Consider the following 539-nt stretch of genomic DNA (forward strand, 5'->3'; position numbering starts at 1 on the left):
CTTATAACTCTCAGCACATTCCGCCGCAAGCGCCAGCGAATCATAAAGGCTTTTGGTCAAACATGGCCAGAAAAGGTGTACATTTTCCTTTTACTCGTAACAATTATCATGTGCCAATTAAAGAGCTGGTATCACGAAAGTCCTCTGAGCTTAAAATATTTAGTCCGACAGAGCAAAGATACAATGAGCGTCAAATTGATGATATGACCTTTCCCTGGTGGGGGATGATTTATTTTCACTTTGCCTCTATTGCAAAAGTCTTAACATTATATCTGATGCCCTTGGCTTTATTAGTTTGTTTTATGGCAAACATTCTCACTAAAGCTCCACAAAGTGAAGTTAATGCAGCATATATCGGTATAACCTGTATTGAGGTATTGTGTTTTTTACTTTGGAAATCTTTCTCTTTCTTTGGTAGCAAACTGCCGCGAAAACCGTTATTTAGATTAAGTCGAGAAACGGGGATGGTCACGTTATTTGGTCAGGGTGATAAGGTGCGATTTAGTCATCCTTTTATTGAGTTTGATTGCTACCTAACT

At 38.6% G+C, this 539-nt stretch carries 1 pseudogene; it reads left to right on the forward strand.

The features are described from left to right. Positions 1-539 (forward strand): annotated as a pseudogene (locus tag C9J42_RS21570) (hypothetical protein); the annotation flags it as partial.

Origin of the sequence: Photobacterium sp. GB-56, assembly GCF_003026105.1 — a bacterium.
GTDB lineage: Bacteria > Pseudomonadota > Gammaproteobacteria > Enterobacterales > Vibrionaceae > Photobacterium.